Source organism: Nostoc sp. (genome assembly GCF_036917435.1).
Taxonomy (GTDB): Bacteria; Cyanobacteriota; Cyanobacteriia; order Cyanobacteriales; family Nostocaceae; genus Nostoc.
In genome coordinates this window covers 1-25715 of sequence record NZ_JBALDM010000035.1, presented here as the reverse complement: position 1 = coordinate 25715, position 25715 = coordinate 1, and the positions used below count along the sequence as shown (strand labels likewise).

The following is a 25715-nucleotide window of genomic DNA, read 5'->3' as shown; positions in this document are numbered from 1 at the left end:
AATTGGGAATTGGGAATTGGGAATTGGGAATTGGGAATTGGGAATTGGGAATTGGGAATTGGGAATTGGGAATTGGGAATTGGGAATTGGGAATGGGGCATGGGGCAGATTAGGGAGACAAGGAAAAGAAATTACGCCCAATGTTCAATACTTCTCTACGAGAGGCTGCGCCAATGAGTTCTCTATGAGACGTTGCGTAAACGCTCAGTACAAGTGCCCAATTCTCAATGCCCAATGCCCAATGCCCAATTCCCCACTATATATATTTGCGTCCTCGCCACTCGCGTGGCTTGTGGAACGCAGATAAGAAGATTCGCAGCACAGCTAGGGGATCAGCTAAAGGGGAAAGCCAGAATAGCCAGCCGCCTTTAGCACTTTTGCGATCGTAAGAAGGTGCGATCGCAATTAGCATTGCAAAGCGAATCACCACCAAGAATAAATTCAGTCCCAGCACAAGAAGTAGGGGAATGGGTAGAGACGCGATTAATCGCGTCTGTAGCAAGTACGAGAGTGGGGGAGAAATCAATAAAAAAGTGAGGAGAATTAAAAGGGGTAAACCTTGAACAGATGTAAGTAGCCATAAATCTCCCCACAACTGCGATCGAGAAGTTGCATCTTTAAGATCGAGACTCCGCCCCCATTCCTTCCACGTCTCCATCGCCCCTTCATACATCCTTACTTTCAGTACCTTTGCACCATCTAAAAAGCCTACTTTATACCCTTGAGCAGCAATATTTCGTGCCAATGTGACATCATCACAAAAAGAACCACTCGCACTGCTATAGCCACCCACAGCAGCTAAAACGGAGCGGCGACACAGAAAACACTGCCCATTTGCCATCACCCGTTCAGGCTGCTCTGCATTGATCCCAGCAGGGTCAAATCGGTAAAGCAGAGTCATCAACAAAGCTGGTTGTAGCCAGCACTCCCCTGGATATTTGAGGATAAACTGAGGTGAAAGGGAAACCAAGTCATAGCCTTGTGCTTCGGCTATCTTCACCAAACCCGCAATTAAGCCAGGATGGGGTTGAATATCAGCATCTAGCCCTAAAAACCACTGACTACCCTCAGAACTATATAGAAAACCGTTATGCAACGCCCAAGGCCGCCCCACCCAACCAGAGGGTAAAGGATCATCCGTCATCACCCGAAAACGCGGATCTTTTTGCTGTGTCGCTTTTACTAAGTCTGGTGTACCATCACTAGAGTTGCTGTCTACAACAATAACTTCCCGAACTTCGTAGCTTTGCTGACTTAAACCAGCTAACAGAGGGCTAATACGAAGCGCCTCGTTCAAGGTGGGAACGACAACACTAACCTTACCCAAAAGCTCCGGTGTTGGCTGTTGCGGTTCTATTGCTGGCAGCCGTCTTGGCCCCTTTAGCAGACGCGAAAATAGAATCGCCGTTGCTGGTACTTGGATAAGTAGGAATAAAAGGGATATGGCACTTTCTAATATTAAAACGTTGTCTACTGTTGTCAAAATACTTATGAATTAAAATTGCGACTATACAAATTAAATGGACATTGAGAATAGGGCATTGGGCATTGGGTATGGGTTATTCCCTAGTCTTCAATCCTAGTCCCCAGTCCCCAATCCCTAGTCCCCTATTTATAGGCTATTTCAAGGCAACTTCAACCTTTGCTACTGATACTTCTTTGCTTACTGGTTCAATAGCAACTTGAGTAGCTGTGGTTGAACTCCTTAACCACAGTGCCAGGGCGGGAACCACACCAAGCAATAAGCCGAGCAATACAGGGATGGAGAATCCAGCAGCTAAACTTAGTCCGGCGGCGAAGGCAAAGTTTGTTAAATAAACGACTAAGGGGAGATTGAGTTGCGATCGCTCTAATTTAATCGATGTATTTCTCCACAACAACCCTGCCACACTCATAAACAGGGCGCTAGTGCCAAACCAACCTGCATAATTCTGGTAAGGTGTGCCAAAGAAAGCTCCTGGTTGTTCCCAATACCAGAAAGGCAGAGAAGTTTGACTCATAGCTGGCTCAAGGGCAAAATCCCAACAAGTGAAGAGTAAAGCACCAACGGCTATAGCCGCAATATGGCGACCCCAACTGGGTTTTTGAGCCACTTTTAAACCAGTTCTCGCAATTAAATAAGACGATAGCCCAACATAAAACCAAGATAAAGGAATTGTAAAAGGAACTAGCCCCGCAATCTTATAACCCAAACCACTCAAGTAGCTATAATCACCAAATGGGAAACCTGTACTGGTTCCCAGTAGTTCACTTCCCAAAGAGATAAACATAGCTGGCAGCATAAATGCTAGCCAAGTTCCCAATCCCAATGTCCGGTAGGCATAAATAGAGACAGCTATTGTCCCCAAGATGATATCAACTACACCGCCGCCTGCCATACTTAACTGTATGGCAGTTTCTCCAACCTGCGATAAATTGAAAATTATGTCGGCATTAGGTATGACCAGTAGCATCCCTACTAGTCCGAAGGCTTTTGATACGATATGACCAATCAGGCATACGCGCTCAACGATAACAAGTTGTTTCATGATAATTCCTTAACAAGATGTGACACGCGGCTACTCGGCTGCTAACAGTTTACAAATGTTTAACAACATATTTAAATACTTTGTGCCGCAATTCTCTACAAACTTGTTTGGCTTTCTTAGTTAAGAGCATAACAGCCTATTGATTGAAGCTATAAGAAATATGATGATAAACCTACTAGTCTAAGCTATACACTCGAAATCTACATAATCTCATCTGTAAAACTTCTGCTTTTTTGTCCCACTGATACCCGTGTGCTGAATAACTCGTTTCATTCAAGGATCTCTTTGAGGGAGGATAACTATCATAGATTAACTAAGTCGGAAAGTAAAATAAAGTCTTTAGCTAACTCCGACAAAAACCCTACATCTCAAACGTTTGCACAGCTTTATATTCGCGTAGCAGGCGATCGCCTGAGAAGAAAAAAATCCCTTTGGTAAGTATGAAGAATGATACATTTACCCCAGCAAATCACACCAGGGACTACGAAGTATACCGTAATCTAGAAGTTGTCAATGAATAACTTCTAACTCAATGACCAAGAGACGGCAATTTTTCAAAGGGGTGGCAGCAGTTTCTAGCTTATCTTTAGCTGGTTGTGGCTGGAGGCTGGCTGAAGTTCGTGCTAATTCTAATACTTCTAGTCAGCGTGACCAGCTTTATATCTTTACCTGGACACAATATACTGACAACCAATTACTGAAAACCTTTAGCACCCAAACTGGCATGAAAGTGCTAGCAGATGTATATGATTCAAATGATGTCATGCTGGCTAAGTTGCAAGCTGGAGGCGGTGGCACTTACAGCATCATCTATCCATCTGATTACATGGTGCAGAAGATGGTGAACAAAGGTTTGTTAGCAGAAATAAATCACGATCGCTTAATCGGTTTAGAGAATTTATTCCCCCGGTTTCAGAATCCTGGTTATGACCTCAATAACCGATATAGCATCCCTTTTAACTGGGGGACAACAGGTTTACTTTACAATTCCGAAAAAATCAAAGATGCACCACAAGACTGGGATTACCTTTGGCAGAACCAAAAGCAACTTAATCAACGGATGACCTTGCTTAATGATGTTCGAGAAGTCATGGGTGCAACGTTACGGATGCTAGGTTATTCTTACAACTCGAAAAATGAACAAGAAATCAAACAAGCCTATGAAAAGTTGAAAGTGCTAAAACCTGCGATCGCACGTTTTGACACCGACGCTTGGCAAAATCAAATTCTGGCAGGAGATTTACTATTAGCAATGTGCTATTCAGCAGATGCGGTGAGAATATCTCAAGAAAATCCTAAACTAAAATATGTAATTCCTCGCAGTGGTTCTTCATTATGGACAGATACTATTGTAATTCCTAAAACAGCCCCAAATTTAGCAGGAGCTTATGCTTGGATTAACATGATTCTACAACCAGAATTAGCAGCCCAAATCAGTCAACGCCTGAGTATTTCTACACCTAATAGGGCTGGATTTGAGCAATTGCCAAAAATAATTCAAAACAATGGTAATTTATTTCCCTCAGAGTCGCTTTTAGCAAATTGTGAACGGGTTACTCCTGTCGGAGATTTTGAAGAGGTTTACGATCGCTACTGGACTGAATTAACTAGCAGTTAGGAGAGACGCGATTAATCGCGTCTGTACAGGAGTTAGGAGTTATAAGTGATGAATATTGATAAAGATGGAATTTCGCAAATAGAAAAATTAAATCCCCTACCAGTAAATTGGCTGCAACCTTTGATATTACTTGCGCCATCGGGTATTTGGTTATTACTTTTATTGGTGCTGCCAACTTTGATAATTTTCGAGTTGAGTTTAGTTGCAGATATCCGGCCTGGAGATTTGGTTAATCCTAACGGATTTCAAAACTATATCCGAATATTCGATCCGCTTTATGTGCAAGTAATTGTGCGATCGCTATTTTTCGCATTTGGTACCACCATAATTTGTTTAATTTTGGGCTTTCCCGTTGCCTATTGGATTGCTCAGATAGCGCCGCAACGTTGGCGGAATTTGCTGCTATTAGCGTTTGTCTTGCCTTTGTGGACTTCCTCATTACTTCGCTCTTATGCTTGGATTACAATTCTTCGTCCTACTGGTTTATTGAACAGTTTACTCAGCACTTTCGGTTTGCCTACTTTGCAATTACTCAATCAGAGTGAAGCTGTATTTATTGGCATGAGTTATAGCTTGTTACCCTATATGGTTTTGATTTTATATGCTTCTCTCGAAAAGCTAGACAAGCGATTGCTAGAAGCAGCGGCGGATTTAGGCGCAAATCCGGTAGAAACTTTTTTCCAAGTAACCGTACCACAAATTTTGCCTGGAATTACGGCTGCTTCCATGCTTGTATTTATCACAGGCTTGGGGGATTTTGTCGATCCAGAATTACTCGGTGGTGCTTCTAGTATGACGGCAGCGCGGTTAGTTTATAATCAATTTCTTGGAGCAACCCAAAATTGGGGATTTGGTTCAGCTTTAAGTATGACGTTAATTTTGCTTGTTAGTATTGCGATCGCGCTTTTGATTAAGTTTGGCGAACCTGAACCCAAACGCTAAACTTTTCTTCACTCATTTATAATAAGGGCATCAAACGCCAGCGAGACAACGGTTATGCTCTCACCCGATCTCAAAAATGCGTTACCAACTACTGATGAACTTCCCTGTTCAGACGATACACCAGTGGATAACGAAGATCAAAACTTTTTGCCCAACATTTTACTCTTCTTACTCAACTCTATTTGGTCAAATCGCCTAAATTGGTACTTCGGAGTATATATGGGAGTGTATCACACCACGGGAGTAAATCCCAGAGTAGCTGTAGTGCCAGATGCTTTTTTAAGTGTGGGAGTAGAGCGCAAAAAGGGAGGTAAATCACGCAAAAGTTACGCGGTTTGGGAAGAAAATGACATAGTTCCAATATTCACTTTAGAAATGGTATCCCACACCCCCGGAGGTGAATATGAAGAGAAGCTAGATATATACAGAAAACTGGGTGTATTATACTACGTAATTTATAACCCTGAATTTTGGCGACGCGACCAACATCAACCCTTTGAAGTGTATAAGTTGATAGATGGAAATTACCAACTACAAATAGGTGAACCTTATTTGATGCCAGAGGTAGGGTTAGGTATTGGGCGACACCAAGCTGTAATTGCCGGGATACAACAGGAATTTTTATGTTGGTATGATGAGCTAGGGAATCGCTATTTAACAGATGGAGAACAGGCACAACACGAGCGACAAAGGGCTGAACAAGAACGACAAAGAGCTGAACAGTTAGCGCAGTATCTACGTTCTTTAGGTGTAGATCCAAATAATCTACCTGGTAATTAAGGCGATCGCGTCCGTTAATACACTTTATCGGTACACCATGCCTCTCTCCCTACTGTCGCATCACTTAACTTAAACTCCCACAGATAACTTACCGATTGTAAACAACTAAAAATAATCTTAATTTTAATAATTTTTCACCATCAGTAAATGATTTGAATCATCTGTATTACTGTTCATTAGACCCTTAATTGTAGACAGAAACTCATTTTCTAAATAAGGCTTGGTTAAATAAGCCTTTGCGCCCAATTCTTGGGCAAGTTGGCGATGTTTTTCAGAACTGCGAGAAGTAAGAATAACTACAGGAATTCTTGTTAAATTGGGATATTGACGGAAATTGCCCAACAACTCAAAACCATTCATTCGTGGCATCTCTAAATCAGAGACGACGACTTGAATTTCTGGATGTAACTGCAACTTTTCTAGAGCTTCTACACCATTTTGAGCTTGTATTACTTGATAGCCAGATTTTTGTAGAGTGAGAGAGATAGTTTGGCGCAGACTAATTGCGTCATCTACTACTAAAACAACTTTTGGTGATTTATTATCTGACTCTTGAGAATAACTGGGTTCGGTTTCTATAGTTGTTGTAGAAGTAGATCCAGAAAGTAATGGTGTAGATGCAAAAGTGTCTCCCGATATCGCCAAGGCTTTTTGATTTGAGGGAGAAACTATTGGTAGCGCCATGATATCAAGTGTTGTCTGTTGGAGCCTATTAGACTCTAGTAGAACAGAAGCATCAATCACTAAGATAAGATTGCCATTAGCTAAACTACTACAACCATAAATATATTTTGGCTGTGCGATCGCATTTCCTAGAGGTCTGATTACCAGTTCTTGCTCACCAATTATTTGGTCAACCTCCAAAGCAAACATTCCCTGACTTCGTTTTAACAAAAGCACCGGATTTGTCACTACGGTAGAGTCTTCAGTGGTATATGCAGTATCAGTATTCAAGAATGGATCATTATAATCAATTAATTTTGACAGTTGGCGGAGGCTAACCATAATCTCATCACTGTCTGTATTCCAATGCAAGACTTTTTGACCTTCAATTTCTTTGATCTGCTGCTCGGAGGGAATCAAGATTTTTTCGATGCTGTCTAAAAGGAGGGCATAAACAACACCTTTGGCTTGAACCAGCATTAATTTTTCTGTAGTCATAGAAAAAGGAATTTTGAGTATGAATATTGTTCCGTGGTTTAGTGAGGATTGTACTGAAATTGAGCCATTAAGTGCATTCATCTGAGTTCGTACAATATCTAACCCCATACCGCGCCCAGAGATTTCAGTCACCTTATTAGCAGTAGAAAATCCAGGTGAAAATATCATGTCTAAAAGTTCAGCTTCAGCTAGATTAGAAGCATAAACTTTAGTTTTTTCTTGAGTTTGTATGGGATATAATTCAGTAGCTTTTCTGCGAATTCTCTCTAAATTTAATCCCTGACCATCATCCCGAACTTCGATAACAGTTTGGCTACTCTGATGATAGGCGCGGATTTCGATTAACCCTTGTTCTGGTTTACCAAGCTCCCGGCGAACTTGCGGAGCTTCAATACCGTGGTCAAAAGCATTACGGACTAAATGTAATAAGGGATCGTAGAGCTTTTCTGCGATCGCTTTATCTACTAGTACCTCAGTACCAGTAAGCTTCAATTCTACGAGTTTGGCATAAATATTCCCAAATTTATTAACCATCTGGGGGAAACGATTTAGGATATTGCCCAAAGGCAACATTCGTGCTTCTACTAAGCTATCTATAATATTGAGAGTTAAATTCTCCTGTTTGTCACTAATTTGAGCAGCTTGTGTCACAAGCAACTCAAGAGATTCTGTGGTTTCTTGTAATTGCAGTGTCTCTTCTATTGCCTCATGCAATGTCGTATGGAATTCTGTATATACATCCATTTCTAAAGAGTCAAATTTCACTGCAAAATTTTGCATTTCTTGTGAGTAAATATTGGGCATTTGTAATGGTAAATCACATAATTCATTTAAAGTTGTTTGGTGTCTAGTAATTTGCCGGATTAATTGATCGATGATTTCTTTAACTTGTTCATCTTGCAAACCACGCCGTTTTTGGTAAATCAGCAATTCTCCAGCTAGATAATTGAGGTGTTGTAGCCTTTCTGTATCTACTCGAATAAATGAAGGTTGGCGAAAGTTTTTGGTTTGAACATACTGTGATTTATCTTCTATTTCTTTATTGATTTGTGTAGCGAAATCAGGCATGACTTCAATAGCTGTTTCAGGAACATCTATAGCTACCTGCTCATTAAAAGTTAATGAATCAAGCTTTTCTGAAGAATCATCAGTCGGGGTAGTCACCACTTGCTCTGTAACGGTTTCACTAGTTTCTTCACCCCATATTGTCTCTAGTAGATTATCATTAATTTGAGAAGATACAGATTTGGGTATTTCTTTAATAACTAACAGTGATTGTAACTTGGGGCTATCAAGCCAATTTATCTCTTGGCTAGTAACTGGGGGATAATTTTTATATTCTTGTGCTAATGCATGAATTCGATTTTGTAATATTTTAATTGCCGAAAGATAGCTTTCAGTTTTGTTAACAGAATATTGAAATTTTGTTACGGCAAATAAGATGATTAATACGATCCCATTCCGATAAATATAAAGACTTTTACTATCTTTCTCATCTTGGATAAAATCAAGAAAATTTTTCAGCCAATTTTCGATATAATCAAGTAAATTATCTCTTCCTAAGCTAGGAACCAATAAAGTTAAATTAAGGTCTGTGTCTGGTATTAGTATCTCGTGATTAAACCAGCCAAAAATGTAGCGAATTACTTTTAAATAAAATTTAGCAGTTATTGGCTTTACAGATTCGTTTTTATTATTATCAGATGTAGTGAGAAACTGGTAAAATTGTTCTTCGTTGAATGTATCAATAGATGAATTATTTTGCAATTCTCCAGAGGAGTCTTTCTTTGCCACTATCGTAAGTTTTCGCAAAGCTGGAGAACTTTCTCCGCCAGATGTGCGATCGCCTTCTAATACCAATTTTTGTGCTTGTTGTAAATCTGCAAGAGCAATTTCTGCGATTTGCTGCACCTGAGTGGGATTTACTTGGAGTGCTGACAGAATTGTTTGGGAAATTTCTCCTAATCCAGGTAAATTTAGAGATTCTGCTAAACCGAGAAAAACTTCAGCTTGAGAGTGTAAAAACTCGATAAATTCGTCACTACTTGGTGGATTGTTAACAGCTTCAGCAATACTGTTTAGACGTTGCTCTACTCCCACTTCAAAAACTGACTGGACAATATCAAATCCCAATTCTTCAGAAGTCGGAATATGAGCCTCATCACCAAATGCATCACCCAGCTTTTCTTGTAATTGTGCAAACACTGAACTTGCTCGATGGAGTAGTTCTTCATCATTAACAGTGCTGCCTATTAGCTGGGTATTTAATGCTATACTAAGACACTCATAAGCCTGTATCAAAAGTGTTTGTAATTCAGCATCAACTACCACTTTGGGATTATACAGAGCCTTAAAAACGTCTTCTAAAAAATGGGCTATCATCTTAATTACTTCTAGCCCAACATTAGCAGCGCCACCTTTAAGTGTATGAGTAGCCCGCATTAAGTTATGAACTTTGCCAATGCTATAACCTTCTGATAAGGTAAATATTTCTTGTTCAATAATTTGAACTAATTCTGGTGCTTCAGCCAGAAAGTAGATGTATCCTTGTTCACGAATTTCGCTATCTGTAATCATATTTTAGATTTTAAATTTTGGATTTTGGATTTGTTACGTAAAGTTTTGATTGATGCGACTGTCATTGCCAGAATTTCGGTGTTTTCTGACATCAAGTTGCTTACTTTTTCTAAAGGTAATAAACCAACCTCAACAATAAGTTCCATCCAATAAAGACTTTCATCGGCTTCTTCCTCTACCAAGCTGAGTTTAGCAATGACATCGGCAGTTGAGTTACCACGGCAAGCTGACCGATAATTAGCTCCCACAGATGTTGCCGAACGGATTAGCTGCTTGCCAATTACCTCTGCCGTTCGGCTCTGTGGACTGGCTCTCTACTAAGCGGATTACTCGCAATGCTAACTGCTTTGTTCTCCGCTTAAAATCTTCCTCATTCATAATCCAAAATCTAAAATCTAAAATTCATTTGACTTTAAACTTACTAGCAGTTGTTAATAAATCTTGCGCCATGCCTGATAAGTCTTGAAACACAGTAGCAATTTCTTGAGATTCGGCAAAAGTCTTATTAGCAATTTCTGCTACATCTTGCATTGATTTTGTAACTGTTACAGATTGCGTCATTTGTTTTTGAGTTGCTGCGGTAATCCGCTCGATTAGTTGACTAATTTCGGCAGTTGCAGAAACGATCGCATTCAAGTTTTGGCGAGTGTCATTGACAAGATTTGTGCCTTCTACCACCTGCTGAATACCAGTTTCCATTGCTACTGCAACTTCCCCGGTTTCTGCTTGAATTTCCTGAACTAATTTTTCTATTTCGATGGTGGCTGCTGCTGACTGGCGAGATAAAGAACGGACTTCATCAGCTACAACTGCAAAGCCTTTGCCATATTCACCAGCACGGGTGGCTTCAATGGCTGCATTTAGAGCTAGTACGTTTGTCTGTGTAGCAAAATTACCAATCAAATTCACTACTTTAGAGATTTTTTGCGAAGATTCACTGAGGCGTTTAATCTTTTTGCTGGTTTGAGCAACGGTTTCACGAATTCCTTGGATTGCCTTTACTGTTAAGTTCATCGCAGTATCGCCAGACTCTACTGTTTCATTGGCTTGTTGAACTGCTAGTTGCACTAACTCGGCATTCGCCACCACAGCTTGAGTAGAGTCCACCATCTGTTGAATTTTACCTAATGCTGCGGTAATTTCCTCAGATTGTTGTTGCGCCAGATTATTCAGTCCTGCTAGTGAAGCCTCGCTATTGCTAGAAGTTTGAGCAACTTGTTGAGCAGCTCCCTGTACCTGAAGAACGATTTGCCGCAGTGCTTGCAGGGTATTATTGTAAGCATCGGCGATCGTACCTAGTTCGTCTTCTGTAATGGGCGCGCGTACAGTTAAGTCGCCGTTGAGGGCAGGTCTAAGGGCTGTTAGCAGTTGAATAGATCGTTGTTGTAGTAACTCCTTGGCTGCCTTTTCTCGTGTTGCTGCTTCTGCTAATTTGGCTGACTGCCCTTGTACTTGTTGCAAATATTCCGTCTGTTGTAATGCTAGTCCTAATTGATTACCAATGCGTGATAGCAAGGTGACTTCCGATTCTTCCCAATCACGAGTTCCAGAATTTTGATAACCTGCCAGCAATCCCCACAATTGTTCCCCAGCAAATACAGGAACAATTACATAAGCTTTGACTTCAAATTGCTCTAAAATTTCCAGATGGCAAGGAGAATGACCTACCTGATAGATGTCATTCACAACAAAGTTTTCAGCCTGGGCATATCGACCTCCCTGAGTTTCTTGCAAGTGAGTATCTTCCCAGACAGTTTTGACATCGGGGCCTACCACTTTTACCCAAGTATGACCTACTGATTCTGCGACAAATTGGCCAGTCCAATCAGGGTTGAACCGATAAATGGCAACGCGATCGCATCGCAATAATTGCCGTACTTCTTGAGTGGTTGTTTTGAAGATTTCTTCTACATCTAAAGATTGGCGGATGCGGTTACTAATCTTGGTGATAGCTTTCTCTTGTTCCGCTATCTGAACTAGTTTGTCAGATTTCAACCGCACTAATTCCAAATAATCTATCTGTGATTTAGCTAGGCTAAATTGCAAGCTAGTCTGCACCAAAAAGTTCACTTCCCACGTTTCCCACATCCGGGGGCTAGAATTTTGATAAGCTGCCAGCAAACCCCACAATTTATCCCCGAAGAATATAGGAACAATTATGTAAGCTTTGGCTTCAAACTGCTCTAAAATCTCAATATGGCAGGGAGCAAGTCCTACTTCATGGATATCATTAACGACAAAGTTTTCACCTCTGACATACCTACCTCCCTTAGTATCTTGCAAATATGTATCGTCCAAAATGGTTTTAATATCAGGGCCTACCAGTTTTGTCCAAGCATTACCCACAGACTCAGACACAAATTCGCCACCCCAGTCAGGGTTAAAGCGATAGACGGCGACGCGATCGCATTTTAGTGATTGACGGACTTCTTGAGTGGTTGTTTTGAAGACGCTATCTACATCTAAAGATTGGCGGATGCGGTTGACTATCTTAGTGAAAGCTTTCTCTTGTTCCGCTACCTGAGCTAGTTGTGCAGATTTAACTCGCACTTGCTCAAGATATTCTGTTTGTGATACAGCTACACCAACTTGTAAACCAATTTGAGTCAAAAAGCTGACTTCCCAAGATTGCCAATCACGATAATCTGAGTTTTGATAAGCTGCTAATAATCCCCACAATTTTTCACCAGAAAATATAGATACAATTACATAGGCTTTAACTTCATACTTCTCTAACATCTCAACATGGCAGGTAGAATGACCTACCTGATGGATGTTATTAGCGACAAAGCTTTCACCTTCAACATATCGACCTCCTTTATTTTCTTGTATGTAACTATCTGCCCAGATAGTTTTAATACCAGGGCCTACCAGTTTTATAGAATTACTAACCACCGACTCCGCCACAAATTCACCACTCCAGTCGGGATTAAAACGAAAAACTACGACGCGATCGCATTTTAGTAATTGCCGTACTTCTTGAGTGGTTGTTTTGAAGACGGTATCTATATCTAAGGTTTGTCGGATCCGGTTGACTATCTTCGTGAAAGCTTTCTCTTGTTCAATTATTTGAGCTAATTGATCGGATTTGATCTGCACTTCCTCAACATATTCTCTTTGTGATATAGCTACACCAAATTGCAAGCTAATCTGAGTTAAAAAGCTTTCTTCCCAAGATTGCCAATCACGCGGCCCAGAATTTTGATAAGCTGCCAGCAAGCCCCATAATTTCTCTCCACTGAATATGGGCGCAATGATGTAAGCCTTCATTTCAAACTGCTCTAAAATATCAATGTGACATTGAGCATGGCCCATTTGATAAATGTCCTTGACTACAAAGGTTTCACCCTTGGCATAACGTCCTCCTTGAGTCTCTTGTAAGTGAGTATCTTCCCAGACCATTTTAAAATCAGGCCCGACCATTTTTACCCAACTATTACCCACTGTCTCCGCGATAAACTCGCCACTCCAGTCAGGTTTGAAGCGATAGACGGCGACGCGATCGCATTTTAGTAATTGACGTACTTCTTGAGTGGTTGTTTGGAAAAGTTTATCGATATTTGATACGTGGAGAATTTTATCAATGACTTTAGCTACTGATTTCTTTGCCTGTGCTTCTTTTTGTAGTTCTTTGTAAAATTCAAATATCTGCAATCTGTAGATCAGTTCTGTGGTAATTTGAGATAGTAGACTAATTTCTACCTCTTGCCACTGTCGCGTTGATTGGCAATTATTTACTACGAGTAACCCCCATACTTTACCTTCTACTACAATCGGTAAACTTAAACTAGCTTTAATTTGAAATTTATCTAGCAGTTGCTTTTGATAAGGGGTAAGTTGAATCTGATTGATATCGTCAATAACTACAGGTTCTACATAGTCTTTATTGCTATATAAACCAAAAATAATTCCGGGAATATCTTCGCCTAAAGTCGGTGTCCAACCTAGTGTTCTGGATTCTGCTAAAACATTACCTGAATCCAGGGAAGTAAACTGATAAATTAAGGCGCGATCGCAGCCAATTTTTTCTCTAATTTGCGCTACAGTAATTTTGAGTAGTGTATCAAGGTCTGGGGCTTGGCGCAGATGGATTGTGATGTCTTGCAGCTGTCGCCGCCAAGTTTTAAATTCCTGAGAGATCGCATTTAATAAAGATATTTCATTGCTAGCAATATTTACTATATCAGCTTTCCCATTCATATTTTCCACTTCGGGGATTAGATGCTCAGTTTCATGGCTATTGTTATACAAAAATGTCATTAGATTGTCCTCGATTTTTTTATGGATAATAGAAATTTTGCAGGTGATAATGAACTGTTATTTGGTTAGTAAGGATTAGAATTTGTCAAAATACTATACCTAAATTACTCATTATCAAATGTTCAATGATGAATCTTCCAAATGGGAGCTTGGATAATTGTCATGGCATCTAAGTTGAAAATCACATCCTCAGATTCATTAATAAAGTATCCCTCTAAGAAAGGTGATATTTTAGGATAAAATAATTCGGCACTTGGGGGTTTCATCTGATGAGTCTCTAGCCATTCAATATCTATAAGCTGTCGCACCAGTAGTCCCAAATACTTTCCATTGTTTTCCAAAACAATTGCCATCATTTTTGAAAGTAAATTAGCTCCTTGGGAAATTGGAGGATAACCTAACATTGCCTCTAAGTCTACTAACCAAAGCATCTCACCACGCCAATTATAGATACCCAAAACGCAACTCGGCATCTGAGGAACTCCACATATTTCTGGTAATGATACTTGCAAAACTTCTGTGATGTATTGTAACGAAATTACGGCTGTATCTCTGACTCCCAAGTTAAAACTTAAAAACTTATCTTTGGTTTCCAAAGTTATCGATCCTTTGTCCTTGGTGATTTATCTTTAGCGACTACTTGCAGTTATTATTTAATCTGTCATTGCTTCTAAATTAGAAATAGTAACTTTTTTTGGGTGTTTATCTACTAAATTACTACTTGTTAATTAGCTGCTTGACAATTACCACTAATTCCTCTCGATTAATTGGTTTTGATAAATACCCCTCTGCGCCCAACATATTACCCCATATCTTATCTACATCGCTATTTTTTGTAGAACAGAAAACTACAGGTATTTTGCTAGTTGTGGGGTTATTTTTCAGTTCTCGACAAATTTCAAAACCACTTTTACCTGGTAAAATTACATCGAGAAATATTAGGTCTGGCTTATTTTTATCTATTTTGTCTTGAGCCTCTTCACTGCTTGTAGCGCTAATCACTGAATAACCTGCCTGTTGCAAGTAACGGCTGATTATTTCCATATCTGTTAAGCCATCTTCAACAACTAAAACAGTATTCATGGTAATTACCCTTTAATTAATTTTAAAAATGCAAACAAATTAGATATACAAATCCTAAATGATTCGTGAGCAAAGATATGGAAGGCATTAGAGAGTAGTCCCTAACCCCTTTGACATAAACAATATTTCACAATTCAATAGAACTGCTATAAATACAATTTTTTGTATTTGTCTAATTTTGATTCAATCTTTATGTATTAACCTCAGAAGAAGTACGTAATGAACAAAGCTAAATATATATTTTTGTGAATCTAAAAATTTCGTCAATAAATATTATTTATAAGAATTAATGAGGATAAATATATATGTTTTATATCCTTGTTTAACCTTTGATTAGATGTGAAAAAATTAGGTAGTTTTAAGATCGCTACCTAATTTTTTCTTAATTATAAAATTTTATTCATCACCTCAATAGTTTTATGTTTATTCAGGTGGGAAAACTTATAGGCTGTAAAGATTTTTGTTATGGCTATTCGTGAGCAATAGGCTAATGCTAAGAAATGAAATTTTCAAATTCATCAGATTTGCTGATGATTAATCTCAAAAAAATGACTAAATTATCTGTAATTACAACAGAAGTCCACCTTTTTAAGCGTGGCTTCCTCCTGCCTCCTGAAAAACATCAACCTTAGCTTTACTTGTGACACTTGATGTAGGTAAATACTTACGTACTATACTCATTACTTTGTCAGCCACTACGGGTTTAGTAATAAAATCTGTAGAACCGACAACCTTGGCACGAACTCTATCTAAAAGCCCATCACTACCTGTTAATATAATCACTGGTGTATTGGCAAAGGCAGATATTCGCCGCAACTGAGTGCAGATTTCATAACCACTTGCGACTGGCATAATCAAATCCAAGAAAATTAGGTCTGGTTTATCTTGAATGAGCGTTGGAAGTGCTTGTACAGCATCTTGAATCTTGATAAACCTTAGTCCATTGGAAGTGATAATATCCTCTAGCATTTTACATACTTGAGGGCTATCATCCACACAGGCGACTAATGGAGCAATCGGTTTCTTCGGTTGTGTGGTGACAGGCTTATTATTTCCTTCAGTCACTATTAAGGGCATATCACCTACTTCCACCAATTCGATGATTCCTTTAAGGATATAAGGAAGCAAGGAACGGGTGAGTGGCAGTACATTCTGCCTCATTTTCACGCCTAAATCTCGCAGAGTCAATTTACCGTTGATTAAACTCACAAAGTTTTTGTAGACAGATGGACTTACCATCTGCTGGAGTTGCTCTGGTCGCCGCAGAACTGGTGCCAAGTCAGGAGAAAAATTTGCTAAACCAGCTTCTGACCAAGTTTTCCATGAGTCTTGCATGTGCTTTACAGACATTTCTGCACTTGTAAAACTCATTGGTGTTTCTAAGATAACTTCTTGGCTACGATTGCAACTTATAGAAGCAAAATTTCCTTGCAGAGCTAGGTCAAATAATAGTTCTGCAATGGTGTTTTCAGCAATAGACTGAATCTGTTCTCTCTGAATTTTCTGTTTTTTATGAAATATTTCTAGAAGACGGTAATCCCAGTAATCTATTGATACATCTTGCGAACGCAACAGCAACTTATCAACATCAATTTGAGGACAACTTTGAGCCATCTGTCTACGCCATCGACGGAAGGGATGAGTTCCACCTGTTGCCCAAACTATCCTTCCCAGTCGATAGTAAAAAGTCCATTGGCTGCCTTTTGAACTTTTAATATTTAATTTGCCATTATATTGTAGTTGAGTACAAGTTTTAAATTCATTTACCAGGTTATTTGAAAGAATAAGTTCCGAGTGGGTCATACTTTGTTCCTTGTATTAAAAAGCCAGTTATTAAAAACCCACACTATATATAGTGGTCAAACAGACACATCAAAAAGTTTAAATCCATTTTGGTATATAGCAGTTTAAATCAAATTTATTAAAATCAACGATGATGGGAAAATAGCAAAAATCTTGATAGTTCATCAATTCTATAGCACAGAGCTTATTATCGACAGACTTTAGAACTGAAGTAGATTGCCATAAGTCCATATCATTGTGTATATGATTTTAATAAATTTTTTACGGGATTATATCCGTAGAAGTTCTGAATTTTTGTTTAAATAAAGATTAGTAGTCTCTAAAGACTTTTACTTTAGTTATTGAGATTAACTATAACTGTTAAAAATATTTATTTAAGTTTACATTTATTAATCTCTACTATTTATAGTTGGTTTTACTAGGAAATTTTATCCTAAAAAAAGGTGTCCTACTCAGACAAGTAGCAGCCACCTAGAGAGTATTTATTGAGGAAAATTTTTTAAGGTTGGTTGTGGTTTTGATAGCTTATAACAGCTGCCCTAAGATTACTTTGGTGTTCTGAAAGAAGCCGATCGCCCTCCTCCTTTTCTAAACCAGTCCAGTGCATTAGTAATGCTAGCTTAACCCACTTGCCACTGCGTTCTAATAAAAAACCAGCAGCTTCCCGACTTAAACCTGTGAGGTCTTGTAAAATTCGCAAAGCGCGATCGCGTAACTTTTGATTTGTTACCGCCACATCCACCATCCGATTGCCATAAACCTTACCTAGTTTGACCATTACCCCAGTAGAAAGGATATTTAAAGCTAACTTGGTGGCTGTACCAGCTTTCAGACGAGTTGAGCCGGCGATGATTTCTGGCCCTGTCAATAGGCGAATGTCAATATCGGCATCAAAGCTAACTTGTTCAGCCGGAACACAGGCGATAAAAATAGTGGTGGCTCCCCGTTGACGAGCAGCATGAAGGGCACCGTGGACATAAGGTGTTGTGCCACCAGCAGTAATGCCGACTACGACATCTAGCTGGGTAATGTGTCGCAGAGCGATCGCAGTTTCACCATCTTCGATGCTATCTTCTAAACCCTCCGAACTACGTAACAGCGCACCCGCACCACCAGCAATAATCCCCTGTACCAACTCTGGGGGCGTACAAAAAGTAGGTGGACACTCAGCAGCATCTAACACTCCTAACCGACCACTTGTGCCCGCACCAATATAAAATAAATGTCCGCCGTGGCGCAAACGCTCTGCGATGCTATCAATCGCTTGTGCCAACTGAACTTTTGCCGCCGCAACCGCCGCAACTGCTTTTTGGTCTTCGCTATTAAACAGTTCTACCAAATCCAGAGAACTAAGCTGGTCTAAGTTAAGACTGTTAGGATTTACCATCTCGGTTAAAAGATGCCCACGTTCTTGCAAGTTTGTCATTTGTCCTTTATCCTTTGTTTTTTGTCTCTTGTCATTAGTCAGTTAGCGACCAATGACCAGTGACTAATGACTAATGACTAATTAAAGCAATCCTTCCAATTTGCGACGCATCTTCTCTAGTTCAGAATCAGATAATTCTGGTTCTTCTAGTGGCTGTTGATTCAGAGGGAAGGTGTCTTCAACAGTATCCTCCTTCTGGGCATCTACTTGCCAGTCAGTTTGTTCTACGTTCAGTTCTGGGACTTTGCTGACTAAAGGGCTGTTTTCTGGGATAATTTCCCATTCATATCCAGCACTTTCGCAAAATTCCTTGATTTCCTCAGCATCGATTGGCTCTGGTGTCGGTGCGGGGAAATCCTGAGCTTCCAGCATTAGGGCAAAGCGTGTCGCGTCGTCTTCTGACTCAAACATCAGAATTTTATTGCGTAGCTTGCCGCCTTCGGCATCGCCCTCCCGGATCGTGTGAATCCCCTCATTTTCAGTCCGAGCATTAAAAATCAACACAAAAACACGCATGGGTGTAATCATCTGTCTTTTTTAAAGTCTATTTATATTAAAGTTCTAGGTTGTACCTTAGCAAAAGTCAAAGGAACAATTTTCACTCTATTTAGATCAGATTTACCTGAAAACGCCAATATTCTTAAGCATAAGTATTGGATCAAGCAAATACCGTAACTCAACCAATGAAGTCTTGGATTTAGTTGGCGTATCCTGGAAATGGCATACTGAATGAATGTGTCAGTTAATGCTTGTGTGTGCCAGCGACATCCGGCAATTAATACAGTGAAAGCAAATGACTAAATCTCCCAATCAAGATATTCACTCCCCCTGCCCTATCCATAAGCGTCTGTGGTTGCTGGTGTTGAAGCGGGGTAGCATTGCTTTGGGCGGACTTTTACTGTTAGGAGTTATCATCGGCATTTGGCGGTTGTGGACTTTTGTCCAAACAGAGTTAACGCCGTTGGCACAGCAAAGTCTGACTACTACACTCAACCGTCCGGTAAAACTGGGAAAAGTCACACAATTCTCGTTGACGGGAGTGCAGTTTGGGGCTTCCGCTATTCCAGCCACACCCACAGATCCAGATCGCGCCACAGTCGAAACTGTAGAAGTGGGTTTTGACCTGTTACAACTAATTTTTAACCGCCATTTAAAGCTAGATGTCACTTTAGTTAACCCAGATATTTATATTCAACAGGATGACCAAGGCCGCTGGGTTTCTACTACCATCGCGCCGTCAGGTGGAGACAGTGCAATTAAAACTGATTTGGACTACCTGCGGTTTCGCAATGCCAAGCTGGCCTTGATGCCGGATAAGAGAGATGAGGAAGATGGGGGAGATGGGGGAGTAAAAGAAGTAACATCCTCCTCATCCTCCTCATCCCCCGTAACATTTTCTCAACTGAATGGATCTGCCCAACTTTTAGCAAACAACCAGTTAATTCGGTTTGATGTGGGGGGGCAAGCAGACAGTGGTGGCAATATTTCCATTCAGGGAGAGACACGTTCTAAAGTGCTAGCAGGCAACTTTAAGGTGCAAGCACAAGATTTGTTCGCTGCGGATATTACTCGCCTAATTAAGTTACCAGTGAATTTACAGGCGGGTCGAGCTAATGGCGACTTGTCAATTCGGTTAACACCAGGACAGCAGACTTTATTGTATGGCAACGCGGCTGTGCAAGGGGTAACACTTCAAATACCTAAAGTCCCGCAACTGTTGAGCAATAGTCAAGGAAATCTCCGTTTTCAGGGAACGGAGTTGCAGTTAAGCAATGTTACTACCAACTACGGCAAAATTCCTGTAGTGGCTACGGGAATTATCGACACTCAAGCAGGCTTGAATTTGTCAGGGCGGGTAAATGCGGTGAGTTTGGCTAATGCCCAGGAGACTCTGAAGGTAAAACTACCTATGCCGATTGCGGGACAAGTACAAGCAGATTTGCTGATTACCGGATCGACTAAAGCGCCAATTCTCTCAGGTTCAGTTGCCACAATCCAAACTGCCCGGATTGATAAAGTTGATTTTAATAGCATCAGTAGTAAGTTTGAGCTTGTTACTAGTTCTAGTTCTTCTTTACTGACCCTAAAAGATATTCAAGGTAAAGCCAAAGTTGGTGGAGATATCATCGGTGCTGGTACAATTCAACTTGGTAAAACGCCACGACTGGATTTAAATTTCGCTGCGAAGAATGTTCCAGGGGATGCGATCGCAAAAGTCTACGAAACAACACCTGCGTTTCAAATCGGCAATGTCTCAGGTACTGCCCAATTAAGCGGCATTTCTACCAATGTCCAAACTTTAGTACAATTTCAAGCTCCGAATGGAACTTACCCCGGAACTGGTGAAGTTGCGATCGCTCCCAATCGCAATGTCTCTTTCCGTAATGTAGCTCTTAATGTCAGTGGTGGTACAGTCAGAGCAACTGGGAGTTATATCGATCAACGTTGGCAAGCTGTGGCTGTTGCCTCTAGGGTAAAATTAGAACCCTTTGTAGACAAAAGTCAACTGCAAAATGTCTCTTTGGCAGGGGCGCAATTTAATGGTCGTCTCATCCTCTCAGGCAGCACAGCACCATTTGCAATTGCCACGATTCGCACTGATGGCGCAGGGATTCAAATTGGTGGCGGCACAGTTGCAGTTTCTAATGTCAAACTGCAAGATCAAGGTTTCTCTGCTCAACTTGTGGCTAATGGTGTGCGGTTAGGGCAGATATTGAAGCAGTCTCCCCCAGCTTTAAATAATCCTTTGGCGGGTACATTCCAAATCGCAGGTAACAGAGATAATTTCAGCCTGAAAACTCTCCGTGGCAATGGTGAAGGTAGCCTTGCCATTGGCGGTGGTACGGTTACAGCTAAAAATATCCAACTTGCTGATGGTGTCTACCAGGCGCAAGTTAAGGCTAAGAATGTACCTATGCAGGAATTGGCATCACTACCAAAGCAGTTTCAAGGGGCTTTAAGTGGTGAGTTCGATGTAGCGGGTTCTGTTGATTCTTTTAAACCGCAAACTATTCAAGCCACTGGTCAGGCGCGGGTAAATGTTGCGGGTGGAACTATTACAGCCTCTAATATCCAACTTGCTAACGGTGTTTATCAGGCGCAAGTTCAGGCAAATAATGTACCTGTGCAGCAGTTGGCAGCAGTACCACCGCAGTTTAGAGGGACGTTAACTGGTCAAGTAAACGTCGCGGGTTCTGTTGAGTCCTTCCAACCACAAACTATCCAAGCTAGCGGTCAGGCGCGGGTAAATGTTGCGGGTGGAACTATTACAGCCTCTAATATCCAACTTGCTAACGGTGTTTATCAGGCGCAAGTTCAGGCAAATAATGTACCTGTGCAGCAGTTGGCAGCAGTACCACCGCAGTTTAGAGGGACGTTAACTGGTCAAGTAAACGTCGCGGGTTCTGTTGAGTCCTTCCAACCACAAACTATCCAAGCTAGCGGTCAGGGACGGCTAGATGTTGCAGGTGGAACGATCGCAGCTTCTAATATCCAATTGGCTAACGGTCGCTATCAAGCTGTAGTTAATGCTTCTGGTGTGGAATTAAATCAGTTCAATCAGCAATTGCGGGGTCAGCTTGGCGGTCAGTTACAATTAGCTGGCAATGTCGGATCGTCCAAATTAGCTGATGTGCGTGCTGCTGGACAGGTGCAATTATCTCAAGGTATCCCTGGTCTTGAGCAACCCCTGACGGCTGCGATCGCTTGGAGTGGTGAAAGGCTTACTATTGAACGAGCAATTGCTCCCGGTTTAAGTGTGACTGGTAATATATTAGCCAATGCGAAAAAGGCGGGTATACCGGAAATTACGGCATTAAATCTCAACGTCCAAGCGCAGAATTACAACTTAAAACAGTTACCGATTAATCTTCCTAATCAGGTTGCTGTGGCGGGGAGTGTAGATTTTAATGGTCAAATAACTGGTAAGCTACCCTTGCCAAATGTGGTAGGGCAAATTAATTTACGAGACTTGGTTGTTCAAGATATTGCTTTTGAGCCGTTGTTAACTGGAAACATCGATTCAGCACAGGGACGGGGTTTGAGTTTAAATTTGGTAGGAAATAGCGTAGACCCGAAGGGGCTTCTCGCCAGAGATCGCTTATCCTTTGATTTAGATGCCAATAATCGCCCGAAATCTTTCTTAGTCAAATGGCAACAAGCATCAGCCACAGGTAATGTTCAAGGGAATGATTGGGCGCTCAAAGTTGGAAATTTCCCCTTACAAATATTGAATTTGACACCGCCAGCAATTACTCGATTGGGTGCTGGTAAAATAACTGGGTTGTTAACTGGGGATTTGTTGTTTAATCAGCAGACATTGGCAACAACGGGGAATTTAGCGATCGCTAATCCGCAAATTGGCCGTGTTAAAGGCGATCGAATAGCTGCTCAATTTCGCTATGGTAATGGTAAAGCCACACTCACAAGTAGCGAATTTGTCAAAGGCAAAAGTAGCTACGCCCTTGTCGGTACTTTCGCCCAAAGCCCTAAAGGGCCTCAACTCCAAGGTAAATTAAACGTTACCCAGGGAGAGATCCAAGATGTTCTGACTGTGGCACAGATATTTGATTTACAAAATTTGCCAGGTGGTTCAGCAGAAATCTATGGCACAGCACAGGATCTAACCACCACCCCCCAAGGAGTGCCAAATCAACCCTTGTTAACCCAAATCCAACGGTTTTCTGAAATTGCAACTTTGGTAGAAGAACAGGAAGAACAGCGAATTAATTCCACTCCAATACCAGATTTGGCAGACTTAAAGGGGACTTTTAATGGAGAAGTGGGTGTAAATACAGCCACAGCCAATGGATTATCAGTAGATTTTAAGTTGAATGGACAAAACTTTGCCTGGGGTAAAAAGGAACAACGAAATCGTTATTATACTGCCGACAAAGCGATCGCTGAAGGCAACTTTGAAAACGGTGTTTTGAGTTTGCGACCTTTACGGCTTGAATCTCAAAATAGGTTGATTGCCTTTACGGGTAACGTTGGCGGTGATGAACAATCTGGCCAGTTGCGGGTGAATAATTTCCCAGTACAAGTACTGAATAATTTTGTCAAACTGCCAGTTGGAATTACAGGTAATCTTAACGGCACAGCAGCAATAGCCGGCAGCATTGCTAATCCCCAAGCTAGAGGGGAATTGCAAATTACAGAGGGATTATTGAATCAGAAAGCAATAGATTCAGCGAGGGCAAGTTTTAGCTATGCTAACGGACGCTTAAACTTTGGTAGTACTGTAGCAGTTTCTGGGCCAAAACCTGTTGATATTAATGGCAGCATCCCTTATAAATTGCCTTTTGCAACCGTAGCACCAGACAATGACCAAATCAGTTTAGATATGAAGTTGGAAAACGAGGGATTAGGACTGTTAAACGCATTCACTAATCAAGTGGTATTTGAAAAAGGCGAAGGAGAAATAGACCTGAAGGTAGGCGGAACATTGCAAAAACCTGAAGTACAGGGAATTGCTACTATTAATAATGCTACTTTTTCAGCCCAGGCTTTGCCAGGTAAGCTGAGAGGTGTAACAGGTAGAGTACTGTTTAATTTTGACCGCATCTTAGTAGAAAATCTTCAGGGTAGATTTAGCCGTGGGAAGGTACAAGCTGCTGGAGAAATTCCCATTTTCAACAATCAGAACGCCACTATCGACCATCCCCTGACTCTTGATCTCGAACAGCTAGCGTTAAATCTCAAGGGACTTTACCAAGGAGGTGCTAGCGGCAATTTACAGATTACTGGTTCTGCCCTTAACCCGATAATTGGCGGTAAAGTAAATTTGTTTGATGGTCAGGTATTATTGGCAGAATCTACCAACGCGGATTCATCTGCAAATAGTAGTCTTGGTGTATCACCCACAAAGGAGAATAAGCAGAGTAAAACTGAAATTGGGAATGGCATGGGAAATGGCATCGCTAAATTTAATAATCTAGATTTAGAACTTGGGAAAAATGTCCAAATTACTCGTCCGCCGATTCTCAATTTCCGTGCCAGTGGTAATCTCATTGTTAACGGCTTCATCAATCAGCCCGTACCCAATGGCACTATCCGCTTAGAACAAGGAGGAGTAAATTTATTTACTACCCAATTTAACCTTGCTCGTGGCTATAAACACACGGCAACTTTTAGCCCTTCAGAACCTCGCGATCCCAACTTAGATATTCGGCTATTTGCCAAAGTATTAGATGTTACTCAAAGTAATGATTTTAGCCGGATAAATTCTACAGGTTTATCAGCATTAGAGAGTGTTCGAGTCGAAGCCACTATCAACGGTCTTGCCAGTAAACTAAATGACAATCTAGAACTAACAAGCAGTCCATCACGAAGTCAAACCGAAATTGTTGCTCTTTTAGGAGGTGGATTTGTAGACACCCAAGGACGTGGTGACAGTACTTTAGGTCTGATTAATATTGCAGGTTCGGCTGTATTCAATAATTTTCAGTCAGCTTTTAACCAGATTGGGAGTACCTTTGGTTTAAGTGAACTGCGGATATTTCCTACCGTTATTTCTGAAAATCCTGAAGCGGGAAGGAGTAGTTCAACTTTGGAATTAGCAGCCGAGGCTGGGATTGATATTTCTTCCAAAATATCGGTTTCTAGTATCAAAATTTTAACAACAAATGATCCCTTTCAATGGGGTGTGAATTATCGGATAAACGATGAATTTCGTGTGCGTGCTTCCACTAATTTAACTGATGATAGTCGTGGAGTAGTGGAGTATCAAACGCGGTTTTAAAAAGCTTTTTTGGGGACTGGGAAAAGTTTTTTAAAATTTGGTGGTGGGTAAAAGCCCCCACCATAATTTTTTCATTTTACACCCAGTCCCTAGTCCCTTTTACTGATTTTTTCTCACTTTTCAGGAGTGCTGAGTAACCCCATAGATAAATCTAGGGGATTGAAGCAAGGACGTATTACAATACTGCGTAGGTTTTGCCTAAAAAATAAAAATGTGTAGGTTGGGTTGAGGAACGAAACCCAACATTTTTCGGGGTTTGTTGGGTAACGCATTGCCTCAACCCAACCTACGAATATTCAAAACCTACGCAGTATTGGGACGTATTAAATATGCGCTACACATTGCACTTCGTGCCGCTACGCTAACGAAATAAATATTTATTTTTTTTCCATGACTTTTAAGCAGTTGCTCTCAAACCTTCTGTGCTGTTTCGGTGACAAATCCGGGTCTGGGGATTCTACTTAGAGTTATATAAAAGTTTATTTTTATAGAATTTTTCACTATTTTTTAGTATTGCTGTAGGGGCAATTCATGAATTGCCCCTACCTTAAAATTAGGGTTTTGAATATTCTTTGCATAAGTCCTGTCCATAACAGTAAATACCTCATATGTTGCTAACTTAAATAAAAAAGCGCCCTCCCAATCTGGGAGAGCGCTTTTTTATTTAGCTAAACTTCAGAATTAACCGTTGATAGCAGGAGCAGTTAGAGCTACAGGAGCAAAATCACCAGCAGCCAAATCTAGAGGGAAGTTGTGAGCATTGCGCTCGTGCATTACTTCCATACCCAAGTTAGCGCG

16 protein-coding genes are annotated in these 25715 nt (G+C 40.7%); 4 read left to right on the top strand and 12 right to left on the bottom strand.

The genetic code is table 11. From position 1 onward, the window contains the following. Window positions 1-256: 256 nt before the first annotated feature. Complete coding sequence (gene cruG / locus V7K98_RS16750) at window positions 257-1483, bottom strand: 2'-O-glycosyltransferase CruG (RefSeq protein WP_335023712.1); 1227 nt, start codon at window positions 1481-1483, stop codon at window positions 257-259. Between the two features lie 136 nt (window positions 1484-1619). After that, window positions 1620-2528 carry a gamma-carotene 1'-hydroxylase CruF gene (cruF, locus tag V7K98_RS16745; RefSeq protein WP_335023710.1) on the bottom strand — a complete coding sequence of 303 codons (909 nt, stop codon included), beginning with the start codon at window positions 2526-2528 and terminating at the stop codon, window positions 1620-1622. A 532-nt stretch (window positions 2529-3060) separates the two neighbouring features. Between cruF and V7K98_RS16740 the strand changes: the two genes are divergently transcribed. The 3 genes from V7K98_RS16740 to V7K98_RS16730 are packed head-to-tail and all read left to right on the top strand — an operon-like array spanning window position 3061 to window position 5868. Continuing rightward, a complete protein-coding gene (locus tag V7K98_RS16740; protein WP_335023708.1) occupies window positions 3061-4146 on the top strand; it encodes an ABC transporter substrate-binding protein in 1086 nt (361 codons plus the stop codon). A 48-nt stretch (window positions 4147-4194) separates the two neighbouring features. Further along, window positions 4195-5088, top strand: a complete 894-nt coding sequence (locus V7K98_RS16735; protein ID WP_335023706.1) for an ABC transporter permease — start codon at window positions 4195-4197, stop codon at window positions 5086-5088. 54 nt (window positions 5089-5142) lie between these two features. Beyond that, entirely contained in the window at window positions 5143-5868 is a 726-nt protein-coding gene (locus V7K98_RS16730; RefSeq protein WP_335023704.1) for a Uma2 family endonuclease, read from the top strand. A gap of 123 nt (window positions 5869-5991) precedes the next feature. Here V7K98_RS16730 and V7K98_RS16725 read toward each other — a convergent pair whose 3' ends face one another. The 9 genes from V7K98_RS16725 to V7K98_RS16685 all read right to left on the bottom strand — a co-directional run bounded on the left by V7K98_RS16725 (window position 5992) and on the right by V7K98_RS16685 (window position 18706). Next, a complete protein-coding gene (locus V7K98_RS16725; RefSeq protein WP_335023702.1) occupies window positions 5992-9606 on the bottom strand; it encodes a hybrid sensor histidine kinase/response regulator in 3615 nt (1204 codons plus the stop codon). Continuing rightward, entirely contained in the window at window positions 9603-9854 is a 252-nt protein-coding gene (locus tag V7K98_RS16720) for a four helix bundle protein (RefSeq protein ID WP_335023700.1), read from the bottom strand. The genes V7K98_RS16725 and V7K98_RS16720 overlap by 4 nt, the downstream gene beginning before the upstream one ends. Then, the gene (locus tag V7K98_RS16715; RefSeq protein WP_335023698.1) at window positions 9844-9984 is read right to left on the bottom strand and encodes a hypothetical protein; all 141 of its coding nucleotides are present in this window, start codon (window positions 9982-9984) and stop codon (window positions 9844-9846) included. The genes V7K98_RS16720 and V7K98_RS16715 overlap by 11 nt, the downstream gene beginning before the upstream one ends. Window positions 9985-10008: 24 nt before the next feature. After that, window positions 10009-13866: a GAF domain-containing protein gene (locus V7K98_RS16710; RefSeq protein ID WP_335023696.1), complete on the bottom strand. Its 3858-nt coding sequence runs from the start codon at window positions 13864-13866 to the stop codon at window positions 10009-10011. 122 nt (window positions 13867-13988) lie between these two features. Beyond that, complete coding sequence (locus tag V7K98_RS16705) at window positions 13989-14462, bottom strand: chemotaxis protein CheW (protein ID WP_335023694.1); 474 nt, start codon at window positions 14460-14462, stop codon at window positions 13989-13991. A gap of 121 nt (window positions 14463-14583) precedes the next feature. Next, a complete protein-coding gene (locus V7K98_RS16700; protein ID WP_334856631.1) occupies window positions 14584-14949 on the bottom strand; it encodes a response regulator transcription factor in 366 nt (121 codons plus the stop codon). 588 nt (window positions 14950-15537) lie between these two features. Further along, entirely contained in the window at window positions 15538-16752 is a 1215-nt protein-coding gene (locus tag V7K98_RS16695) for a response regulator (RefSeq protein WP_335023692.1), read from the bottom strand. Window positions 16753-17251: 499 nt separating this feature from the next. Further along, window positions 17252-18178 carry an N-acetylmuramic acid 6-phosphate etherase gene (gene murQ, locus V7K98_RS16690; protein WP_335023690.1) on the bottom strand — a complete coding sequence of 309 codons (927 nt, stop codon included), beginning with the start codon at window positions 18176-18178 and terminating at the stop codon, window positions 17252-17254. 81 nt (window positions 18179-18259) lie between these two features. Next, entirely contained in the window at window positions 18260-18706 is a 447-nt protein-coding gene (locus V7K98_RS16685; RefSeq protein WP_335023688.1) for a DUF3110 domain-containing protein, read from the bottom strand. Window positions 18707-18971: 265 nt separating this feature from the next. On the opposite strand from V7K98_RS16685, the gene V7K98_RS16680 reads away from it, so the two are divergent. After that, on the top strand, window positions 18972-24917 hold the full coding sequence (locus V7K98_RS16680) for a translocation/assembly module TamB domain-containing protein (RefSeq protein ID WP_335023686.1): 5946 nt from the start codon (window positions 18972-18974) through the stop codon (window positions 24915-24917). 681 nt (window positions 24918-25598) lie between these two features. On the opposite strand, the gene V7K98_RS16675 is transcribed toward V7K98_RS16680, so the two are convergent. Next, on the bottom strand, window positions 25599-25715 hold a 117-nt coding region (locus V7K98_RS16675), incomplete at its 5' end, for a photosystem II protein D1 (protein ID WP_334999018.1).

Coding starts and splice junctions, on each gene's coding strand:
- V7K98_RS16740 (WP_335023708.1), top strand. CDS start 3,061: ATGACCAAGAGACGGCAATTTTTCAAAGGGGTGGCAGCAGTTTCTAGC.
- V7K98_RS16730 (WP_335023704.1), top strand. CDS start 5,143: ATGCTCTCACCCGATCTCAAAAATGCGTTACCAACTACTGATGAACTT.
- V7K98_RS16685 (WP_335023688.1), bottom strand. CDS start 18,706: ATGATTACACCCATGCGTGTTTTTGTGTTGATTTTTAATGCTCGGACT.
- V7K98_RS16680 (WP_335023686.1), top strand. CDS start 18,972: ATGACTAAATCTCCCAATCAAGATATTCACTCCCCCTGCCCTATCCAT.
- V7K98_RS16725 (WP_335023702.1), bottom strand. CDS start 9,606: ATGATTACAGATAGCGAAATTCGTGAACAAGGATACATCTACTTTCTG.
- cruF (WP_335023710.1), bottom strand. CDS start 2,528: ATGAAACAACTTGTTATCGTTGAGCGCGTATGCCTGATTGGTCATATC.
- murQ (WP_335023690.1), bottom strand. CDS start 18,178: ATGACAAACTTGCAAGAACGTGGGCATCTTTTAACCGAGATGGTAAAT.
- V7K98_RS16710 (WP_335023696.1), bottom strand. CDS start 13,866: ATGACATTTTTGTATAACAATAGCCATGAAACTGAGCATCTAATCCCC.
- V7K98_RS16715 (WP_335023698.1), bottom strand. CDS start 9,984: ATGAATGAGGAAGATTTTAAGCGGAGAACAAAGCAGTTAGCATTGCGA.
- V7K98_RS16735 (WP_335023706.1), top strand. CDS start 4,195: ATGAATATTGATAAAGATGGAATTTCGCAAATAGAAAAATTAAATCCC.
- V7K98_RS16695 (WP_335023692.1), bottom strand. CDS start 16,752: ATGACCCACTCGGAACTTATTCTTTCAAATAACCTGGTAAATGAATTT.
- V7K98_RS16700 (WP_334856631.1), bottom strand. CDS start 14,949: ATGAATACTGTTTTAGTTGTTGAAGATGGCTTAACAGATATGGAAATA.